At 43.6% G+C, this 10077-nt stretch carries 5 protein-coding genes and 1 pseudogene; all 6 read right to left on the reverse strand.

Annotation, left to right across the window (positions count from 1 at the left end; all coding sequences use genetic code 11):
- Window positions 1-122 precede the first annotated feature (122 nt).
- Window positions 123-875 (reverse strand): annotated as a pseudogene (locus tag H5300_RS23645) (DUF1566 domain-containing protein); the annotation flags it as partial.
- Window positions 876-879: 4 nt separating this feature from the next.
- Window positions 880-3207, reverse strand: a complete 2328-nt coding sequence (locus tag H5300_RS23650) for a proprotein convertase P-domain-containing protein (RefSeq protein ID WP_017092654.1) — start codon at window positions 3205-3207, stop codon at window positions 880-882.
- Window positions 3208-3216: 9 nt separating this feature from the next.
- On the reverse strand, window positions 3217-5358 hold the full coding sequence (locus tag H5300_RS23655; protein WP_182797054.1) for a TonB-dependent hemoglobin/transferrin/lactoferrin family receptor: 2142 nt from the start codon (window positions 5356-5358) through the stop codon (window positions 3217-3219).
- On the reverse strand, window positions 5359-7380 hold the full coding sequence (locus H5300_RS23660) for a prolyl oligopeptidase family serine peptidase (RefSeq protein ID WP_182797055.1): 2022 nt from the start codon (window positions 7378-7380) through the stop codon (window positions 5359-5361).
- A gap of 311 nt (window positions 7381-7691) precedes the next feature.
- The gene (locus tag H5300_RS23665) at window positions 7692-8597 is read right to left on the reverse strand and encodes a lipase secretion chaperone (RefSeq protein ID WP_182797056.1); all 906 of its coding nucleotides are present in this window, start codon (window positions 8595-8597) and stop codon (window positions 7692-7694) included.
- 39 nt (window positions 8598-8636) lie between these two features.
- A complete protein-coding gene (locus tag H5300_RS23670) occupies window positions 8637-9578 on the reverse strand; it encodes a triacylglycerol lipase (protein ID WP_017086552.1) in 942 nt (313 codons plus the stop codon).
- Between the last annotated feature and the right edge of the window lie 499 nt (window positions 9579-10077).

Raw genomic sequence — 10077 nt, forward strand, 5'->3', positions numbered from 1 at the left:
TACGCGATGATAAAAGCGTTGAACAAGCTTACTGGGTTAGGTATGCCTGAAACTTGTCGTATTGACTAAGAAATACGCGAAACGGGGTGGCTCTATCTCTAAATTTAATTACGCAACAAAGCCTCATCAATATCTGAGAAATAGCGTAAAACACCCGTATCATTCAATGCTGTCGCAGCTTTTAGCTCTCCTTCAAGGAAATTTGCAAAAGCAGTAACTTGGTCATTATCTAGTACTCCACCCACATAATCGGCCGCACTCTTATCAAATTTCGCACTCAATTGAGCCAGCATGAACGCACGATTAGAGTGCTTAAACGCCTTAATTGTTGATACGATATTTTGTTCCAGACTCGCGAGCTCAGACGCAGATAAATCGTCTTGAATATCGCCAGAGATCGTGATGCCACTTTTCGCCAACTGCGCTTTTAATTTGTTGTTTGCTTCAGCTACCGTCAACCCATCCGCGACATAACCTGCCAATAGTGAACTGATACCATTAATCTCATTTCCCGTATTTTTTTGAAGACCGGGAGCGGCAATATAAGCGTAAGAAGAGGCAGAGCTGCTCGTGCTATTGGCTGCAATCCCCGCATCCATCTGAGCTAACAAAGGAACCGATAAAATCGACTTCTTAGTACTGGTAATACTAAATTCGCCATTCGCGTTAGCCGTCGAACTTGGCTCTCCACTATCACACATGTAGTTTTGATTTATGTCTGCACAGACCTTACTTTGTAAATCTATATTCTGTGCTGTCACTGTACCTGACACGGTATAGGTTGGTGCAGCTGATGCAGAAGTATCGGAACCGCCCGAACCACCGCAGCCAGCAAGAGCCAAAGAGATGGCCAAAATTGTCAATTGAGGTTTCATAGAGTTATCTTCTTGTTTTGTTTTTAAAGAGCCTTGCCATTAGAGACAAGTAACGCGTACTAAATGACCTACTGAACGAGAGCAAGGACATGAATAGAATCAATATGGGTGAAGCTGAGCCACCGGAAGAGCCACTGGTAACGGTGGGTTCTTGAGGTGAAGTCGTTGTTTCTCCACATTCATATTTCGAAATCGTGCCAAGCCCCCACCGCTTTAAGTGCCCAGTTTCACCATTCACATAATCAGCGATTTCCAAACGCCATGACCCGTTAATAGGCTCACCCTTAAACGAATCGAGAATCGAGTCATGCTTAAGTGTGAAGTAACCATTAAAGCCAGAAAATCGCGTCGACTTATGGTTAAGTAAATCAACTCGAGTTCCCTTCGGTGAAATCAGGGTGACCACTAAATCACTCAATCGAGGATGCTCGATCTCTAGGTACACTCCGAAATTGTCGTCTGCAGTTTGAGCCGTTCCATTTAGAGTGAAATTGAATGTCTTAAAGCCAACGATCGGTTGATTGGTCGAGCTAAACCGGCTATCGGGAAGATAACTGTTTACTTCTTTGATATCGGATTCAAGTACAGGTAAGCCATATACAAGGGACAAATCATGCTGCCAATTTTGTAATTTCAGTTCGTCGCTGTATCGATAGTCAACACTCGTATTCATGGTGACTGAAGAACCACACATCTCGCCTGTCGGAAGTGTCGCCTCAATCGTTAGTTGATTAGCCGGAGGACTAACGAACGGCTTAACTAATTCAGAAATATTGATTTGGCCATCCACTTGAGCCTGTCTTAATGTCGGGTACAACTCAATCGTCAACGGCTTCTTTGGATTAACATAACGATCAGGAACCTCTACTTTAAATGGCTCGATGATCAATCCATGCACATCAAATTTTTGCTTCAATATTTCGACATAAGCTCGATTTGGATACAGCTGTTGAGCCACAAAAAGTGTGCTCTCGGCTAAATCGTGCATTTTCAAGCCACGACCTAGCCCGTACATAGACTCAAGTATGATGGAGTCAAACTCTTTAAAAGCGAGCTCACCATATTGTTCAACCGATGCTTTCAGAGCTTGGAACAAAGGCGTTGACCAAAGCTCATCACCTAACTCACCAGCAACACTTTCATGAGGGCGATATTCCGCTTGTCTAAAGTAACGTGCTCTTTGATTCCATAGGCTACGCGTGGTATTCCTTACCCCGAAGTAACCATCCCAGTTAAAGACAGTATCTATCTCGAACTCTTGTCCACGAGTCTGTGCATTTTCATATTGAGTACGAAAACTAAAGCTGCCCGCCCAGTAATCACCAAACCCTTCACCGATTGCACCTGTATGACCGTAAGCCCAATCTTTTACTATGTGATAATGAATCCCGTGTCCAAGCTCATGCAGAATCACGTCACCATCTAACGCATCTGGAGAGCCACCGCCGATACCAAACAAAACCGCTTTGGGACCATAATAATACGTCGAGTTATCTGCAGATAAGCCTCTGCCATCGAACTCAAGAGGGGCATCAAACAAATCAAAGCCCAAGCTGCTGATATAGCTTAAAGACTGATCTAGATGAGCAAATACCATCAATTGCGGGAATCGCACGTCTTGCCAATCCACATTTTGCAGCTCGTTCAGATCGGCAAACTTTGTAACTCCTTCAGCTGTGAGAAAGTTTGAAGTGTCACGGTTCGTTGTCGCGCCGGAATCAGGGTCGATCGAATATAGAGCCGTTGCATCAACCTGTGAGACACGCTCATTGGTAAGGTAGATACCATCGCTGTGGTTCAACACCTCCACATCAGTTTGTACATAATGTGGAAGACTCGGGTATTGGCTGACATCGGTTAATAAAGTTTCTGGTGGTGCAGCTCTGTCCATAGTTCTCAAATCTGGACTGAATACGTTCACATGCGTCGCAACGACTTGACCACTGCTTAAGCTCGGCGCTCGCTCTGCTTCTAATAAACGAGGAACTTCCAGCTCAGCAGCCGTTGTCGGATTTCCGTTGAGTAACACGGTATTTTCTAAGCTTCTGAAAACGCGTGAAACCTGCTCGTCAGAGTTAGTGGATAGAACCACAGATTTCTGTTGTTGGTACTCACCTTCAATCAATACATCGAAGTTGTAGTGGCGCCCCAACTTAGACTGTGTTTCATAGCGAAACCTTAACGTACCAACCTCAGGATAAGCTTCTTCTAGATAAGTCTTAGCTTCTTGCTGCGTTGTCACAACGGTGTTACCAATTGGGTAATCCCACTCGGCAGCACTGCTTGTTGCTGAAACCAAGAACAAAGCGAGGAATAGAGGACTCTTTTTCATATGTCCTCCTTAAAACGCATACTTGGCGTTAACGGTGAAGTAGCGGCCAGGTTCTGTGGAGTAGATTTTATTGCTGTTCGCAATACCCGCAACGTCTTGGTATCGGATGTATTCTTTGTCAAATAGATTCATCACATTGGCACTGACATCCAAGCCAAAGTTCCAAGAGTAACTTACCCCCAAGTCGACACTCGCCCAGCCAGAGGTGGTCGCACAGTCAGTAACGATACCTAAATCATCTTCACATTGAGGGACGTTATCCATCGCTTGCGCCCAATTAACCTGCGCATAAGCGGAGAAGGCGTTGTCGTCATAAGTCACCTCGGCATTGCCTTCCCAAGGTGTTAGCGTACGAACTTTCTCTCCATCCTCATCTTCTCCATCAACGTAGCCGACTTTAGTACTCACACTCCAAAAATCACTCAAACGATGCGCAATTGAAGCTTCAATGCCGTACGTCTCGACTCCATTTACGTTTTGATACTGCTTGTAGTAGTTACCTGTATTTGAGTCCGGCACAAATGTGATCTGTTTAACGTCGATAAAATTATCGAACTTCTGATAGAAAACGGCCGCATATAGCTGTGTTTGTCCGTTATCAAACTTACTGCCTAATTCAAACGAGTCACTGGTTTCGGCCTCTAGGTCCATATTCGGCACAATGACAAATGGGGTAATTGGGACAAAATCATGGTTCTGATAACCATAAATTTTGTCATAACCCGGTGCTCTAAAGCCGTGGTTGTACGAAAGGTATGTGTTGAGTGATTCTGTTAACTGATAACTCACCGATAAGCTTGGAGAGAACTCACTCGAGTTTTGTTCCTTCACTTCATAGCCATTGATTGTGCTCTGTGACTCAGGTTTCAACTGGTGTAAATCAAAACGGGCTCCTGCCGTCACAGTCCAATGGTCAATTTCAATCGCGTCACGAATAAAAGCAGCAAAATTATACGAGCGAGCTGGAGCAAAAGGGACATCCGCGTTAAGTGACACTCCGTTCCAGTCTAAAACAGAAGATTGACTTGGGCGCTCATGGAGGTTGGTTTCCATATTCACACCATATGACAAGGTATGGCTCATATTTTTATGTTGAAACGCACTAATAAAATCGGCGTTAGCACCAAGAAGCTGATCGGTGAAACCACGAACATCAATCGTTCTACGTAACTCGGAAACGTTGTTGTTGGTTCGAGACATCAAGCGATTTGTAGTGTCCTCATTAGTCATATCACGCCAATATATCTTGGCATCTAATTCCTCAAACCAAGTATTGGCAGGTAGGTACTCAAACCCCGCATACGCAGAAAACGTCTCGGTATAAGACTGTTGGTCAAAATCTTCAATGTCCCATTTTCCGTCTTTTTGGATCTTAGAGGATCCTTCTTTTCGACTTAGATTATCTTTGTAGTACTCAACATTGCCTTTGAGCATCAAGGCATCACTTGACCAATAATTTAGAGTGTAACCACCACCGACGCCATCTATGTCTCGGCTATAGAGGTCCTCATCAAAGTTACGTGTTTCTTCACCTTCCCAATAAGAAAGGTTGACTAAGCTTTCGAATTTTCCTGAACGGAAAGCAAGGTTTGTCGCACCTTTGTATTTATTACTGATACCGGTATAGGTTGCAGATACGTCGCTGTAGAAATCTTTATCTCCGAGGTAATCTCCCGGTTTTTTTGTCCTAACAACCACCACGCCACCAATAGCGCCTGAACCATATACGGATGAACTCGCCCCTTTTATAACCTCAATACTTTCCAAGTTAGACATATCAAACGAGTTACGCCCTACCTTGTCATTGATGTCGTTGGCGCCAAAGCCATCAGCAGACTTTATTCCGTCTTTCACAATCAAAATCCGGTTGCCTGTCATCCCACGGATCGTAATGTTTTGAGGTCGACCAGCTCCCCCAGAAACACTGACTCCAGGCTCGCTCTTTATTGCGTCATAAAGCTCCGTTGCGCCTTTTCTTTCTAGATCTTCACCAGTAATCACGGCAACTGAGCCCGCGACTTCAGATAATGGTTGCTCTATTTTATTGGCTGTTACAATCACTTCTTCAAAGTGATAAACCTCAGATTCAGCGTGCACGAGGTTGGCAGCAAGTACACTCAGTACTGCCGCTGATAGGGGGGAAAGCTTCATTTACTGCTCCGCTTTAATGTCTTTCAGGGTAAGTGATAAAAGAAATGCGTACTCAAACGCTTGTTGCGATTGGGACTGTCGCCTGTCTGTCGAGTGTCCTTGAGTAAAATTTGTCGATAATAGGTAAGGGCCGCTTCCAGTCGTAAGTTCACTGAGTTTTGCGTAATACTTAGCCCCTTCCCAATAAGGTACGCGGCGGTCATTCAGGCCAACCTGAATCAATATTGGTGGGTAGTTTTGCTCGCTAAGATTCAGATAAGGGTCATATTGCTGCATTACCTTCAATTCATCGGCGATATTTGGGTTGCCCCACTCACCGTACTGCTGAGCCGTTAGAGGTAATGCAGAATCAGACATGCTGTTCACAACATCGACAAAGGGCACTTTAAGGACAGCACCGTCAAACAAGTCAGGAGCCTGATTTAAAGCTGCAGCAACAAGAGTGCCACCAGCACTTCCACCCATAGCATAAATAGGGCGCTTACCGAGATTGTATGCAGTCAAATCACGAGCAGCGGCGATGAAATCCAAGATGGCATTTTCTTTTTTAATTCCCTTACCTGCTTGATACCAAGCGTCACCATAGAAGCCACCACCTCGAACATGTGCAATCGCATAAATTACACCCTCATCAAGTAGGCTAATGGTTTGGGACATAAAGTAGGGCTTCATCGTCATGCCATAAGCACCGTATCCATACAAAAATACTGGAGAGGTCTTAGTCAATTTGTCTTTGCGATAAGCCAGTGTGACTGGAATCGTTACCCCACCAGAATTCACCATAACTTGCTCGGTTTGATACGCTGATTGTTGGTATTGAGGGTAATAGTCTTGAGAGAAGCGTTCTCGTTGTAAAGTATCAGTATTCAACCGGTCCCACTTCGCTGGCTGAGTCAAAGACATACTGCGAATATGTAATTTGTTACTCTGGTAGTCGCCCACTTGGCTTACCCAAGCAACTTGGCCTGCGTCAGCCAATAACTGGCTTGAACGATAGCGATTGTCATTATCGAAGAAGTGCAAAGATTGAGACGCGCCAATCTGGCTAACAACTACAGCGCCAGACTCAAACAAATAGAAGTTACTGATTCTAGATTCGTCCGTTGGTTCAAAAACCGTTCGCCAAAGGTTGATATGTGTAGCCTGAGTAAGTGGTGCAGAGTAAAAAGCAAAATCATTGCGCTCGTGATTACTGTTGGCAAACAACATAGAACCCGCAACATCAACGTAGTATTCCACTCCCGCTTTGCGTGGTAAAAGTGGTTCAGAGACTTCGCCGCTATCAAGGTTTAACAAACGTTGCTCGCTGGAGTTTTCACTGTTTGCCTGAACCACAGCAAATTGCGTATCACTAGAAAGGTAATACGAAAGCAACCAAGCGGAATCCAGCTCTTCCGTTAATTGAATCGGCTTTGACTCATTTAAGAAGTATTTTGTTAGCGCATATGGTCTTGAAGTTTGTTGTTCAAGTTGAATCAAATACAGGGATTGACCGTCTTTCGACCACGCAAGCGAACTGTCTACATTTTGAGCTACTGATGTGACTTGCTGAGTTTTAAGATCAACAACACTCACTCGATACTGTTCAGTGCCCGTAATATCTTCTGCTATCGCGAGCTTGGTTTTAGTTGAGTCGAGTGCCCAATCACCTAACTGATAGTAATCATGCTCGGCAGAACGAGCATCAATGCTAAGCAACTCGGTCAAATCCTCACTCCCAACTAATCGGGACAACAAGGTTCTTTTGCCCTTGTGATTTAGGATCGCATACTCGTAACCACCGATTTCCTGCCATGGTTTATCGGCGCGTTCAGGGCGATTGTCTTGCCATATCTGTTGTAGGGATTCACTCAGAGATCGAATACGTTCTTGATATAACTGAGTTTTATCATTCTGTTGATTAAGATAATTGAGTACTTTACTTGCACTACGAGAATCATCTCTGAGCCAAGAGAAATGATCAGATGCGCTAACCGCTCCCGTCAGTAAGAGCGCAAAAGCTAACAACACACACGCTTTCATAAATACAACAAATCCATACGCTAATTTAATAAATTTCGCGTATACCGCACCTAAACGATAGTGAGATCAATTATCATTTACATAATTGTGTGAGGTTAATCACGAGATGGGCATCAATTAATGATGGATTACTATTGTAATCATGGAAGGAATTTATATTTAGATAAGCCTGATAAATCAGTCGATAGTGTTTAGTTCAATCACAAAATCTTCAATTAACAGAATAAGCAAACGTTTACTAAGTTTGTGAAGCGACTATCTCCACTAAGGCAATTTTGAAAATTTGGCTAACGTCGTTAGCTCAGCAAACCTTACTGACCGTTCTCAGCAGCTCTGATTCTTTCAATCGCTTCTACCCTTCTCAGCTGCTGTGGCTGAAAATGAGCTTCTCTAAGCTGGACGATCGTCTCTTTTTGTTCAATTTCTGAGAGTGCTGAGTCATTCAAAATGTCATTTCGTTCAACAAAGTAAATCTCTAAAGCTCCTTCAAAGCTCTCTCTTTGTTGATCAAGCGCTTCGAGCCGCTGTGTCGCTTCTTCGCCGACCAGATCATTTCTCTTCAAGTATTTGCCTTGTTCATCTAGGCCTTCTGAACTGGATAGCTGTGGGAGTAATACCTGATTTTGATGGCTCGTTTGAACGTAATCTGGTTGTTCAGATAGATAAGACTCAAGCCTTTGCTGGTATTCTTGTTCCTCTAGCCCTTCTTGTTTCAGAAGTAACTTTTCTAAAGCGATTTCCCTCATTTTATTGTCATGGGTAAACAGGATACTTATCTCGCTCTCATTGAAAAATTGAGTTTGAAGGTCAAGCAGAGCTTGATTCAGTGCGCGTAAGTCCTCTGCGGATATTGAGGTGGTGTCGAATTGAACATCCAATGCTGTCAGTGCCGACTTGTACTCGAGGTACTTTGCGAACAATGCTTCATCGACAATCGTAGCTTGTGATTGCTCGTGGTGTTTTGCCACATTGTCACGAATATCTTCAAGGGTTAATTCGGTATTGCCTGACACGAAATATTCCATCATGTCTTTGGCTGATGCATTATCGATTTCGGTATCTTGTTGAGAGGTAACCTTTAGTGAGGAGGCGTTCTGTTGTTTGTTGTTTAAATTTAGATTGTCTGTTTGTTCGGGCAAAAAGGTTAAATATAAAAAGACCGCCGCTGTGCTCATCAGGGCTATCGTAGTTATCGACAAAATGGCGATCTTTTTCATTATATTTTCCTTATGATCTTAACTTTTGGGCAGTGCGACCTACAGGCCAGCCAACTTCAATCGATTCGCGTGTTGGCGATATAGCGTCACGGGATCGGTCTCAAAGAGATGATGGATGCCCAACAACCCATTAATCTCGTCTAGGTGATTCATTTTGTAATCATCACCAATCACTTTGCCCAAATGCGCGCTGCATGCTCCCACTAAACCATCATTAGGTTCATTGAATGCTAAGCCAAGGATTGTCATCGCTCCGTCGGTAGGATCAAGAAGGTTGGTAAAAGTGGAAGATCCTGTCCATGAATAGTAATAAACACCGTTATTGGCTTGCCATTCACCATCGCCACACTCAGACGTCGGAACGCCTTCAGGATAAAACTGATTGAATGCAAGCGAACCTTCGGTGGTCAACGCTTCAAGGGAAGCAAGGCCATCTTGATCAAGATCCGTTCCGCCAGATAACAGGTTGATAAGCGTCGTCAATCCACCAGCCAATTTAACAGCGATACCTTCCGCGGCTGAGCCTTCTGATACGGTTCCACGCACGAGATCGGCGACTTTCGAGCCTTTATGAACACCACCAATGCTCGTCACCGAAGCAACCAAATCAGGACGTACTGATGCCACATAGCGCGCTGTTGGTCCGCCGTGACTGTGACCAACTAGGTTCACCTTACTTGCCCCTGTCGCGGCTAACAGTGTTTCAACTTGAGCCAACAATTGCTCGCCACGTACTTCAGAGCTATTGGTGGCTGATACTTGCGCTACATAGACGCTCGCACCATCTTTGGTTAGGGATTCAGGTACGCCATAGAAGTAATCGACACCCGCTAATGTATCGAAACCAAACAGACCATGTACCAACATAATGGGGTATTTCGTTTGTGTGTATCCACTGACTTCTAATGCCGATGCGCTTGTTCCGGCATAAGCGCCAAAACTGGATAGACAGGCTATCGTCCAAATTAATATCTTTTTCAATGCTCTTTCCTTAAACAGATTAGACCTCTGATGAGTAAAAGAACCGTAGTTGATGATTTTATAAAACAGAAAATAGCAACTTGATATTTGTGATGTTGAACTTGAATTAAACAGTTGTGATGAACATTGCTCAACCAAGGTCACAATAAACGATAAAACAAGTAAGCAATTGATTAATAATAATTAAGTGAGATAACTATTAATAGTAAATGTTAATAAAGTAGGTATGGACTCTCGTCCAGAGAAAAATTAAAGAACGCAAAACCGTTGAAAGTTGGATCTGTGTAACACTTATTATACGTGCTTCATATGAGTTATTGACGCAACAATGAGTAATATTCAATACATTGCCTAAATGATATTTATTTTTATTATTAGGGCGTGTTGATCTTTCGTGAGTGTTTTTTGAACAGCATGGTAAAGAGTTATAATTTGCTTCGCCAAAAGTAAAACCATAACCAATACCATGCCAAGAACAATGCTAACTGATATTCGCTGG

It is taken from the genome of Vibrio sp. SG41-7 (assembly GCF_014164465.1).
Lineage (GTDB): Bacteria > Pseudomonadota > Gammaproteobacteria > Enterobacterales > Vibrionaceae > Vibrio > Vibrio splendidus.

Excerpts from the sequence above, each read along its gene's own strand:
- H5300_RS23650 (WP_017092654.1), bottom strand. The coding sequence starts at position 3,207 with ATGAAAAAGAGTCCTCTATTCCTCGCTTTGTTCTTGGTTTCAGCAACA.
- H5300_RS23665 (WP_182797056.1), bottom strand. The coding sequence starts at position 8,597 with ATGAAAAAGATCGCCATTTTGTCGATAACTACGATAGCCCTGATGAGC.
- H5300_RS23655 (WP_182797054.1), bottom strand. The coding sequence starts at position 5,358 with ATGAAGCTTTCCCCCCTATCAGCGGCAGTACTGAGTGTACTTGCTGCC.
- H5300_RS23660 (WP_182797055.1), bottom strand. The coding sequence starts at position 7,380 with ATGAAAGCGTGTGTGTTGTTAGCTTTTGCGCTCTTACTGACGGGAGCG.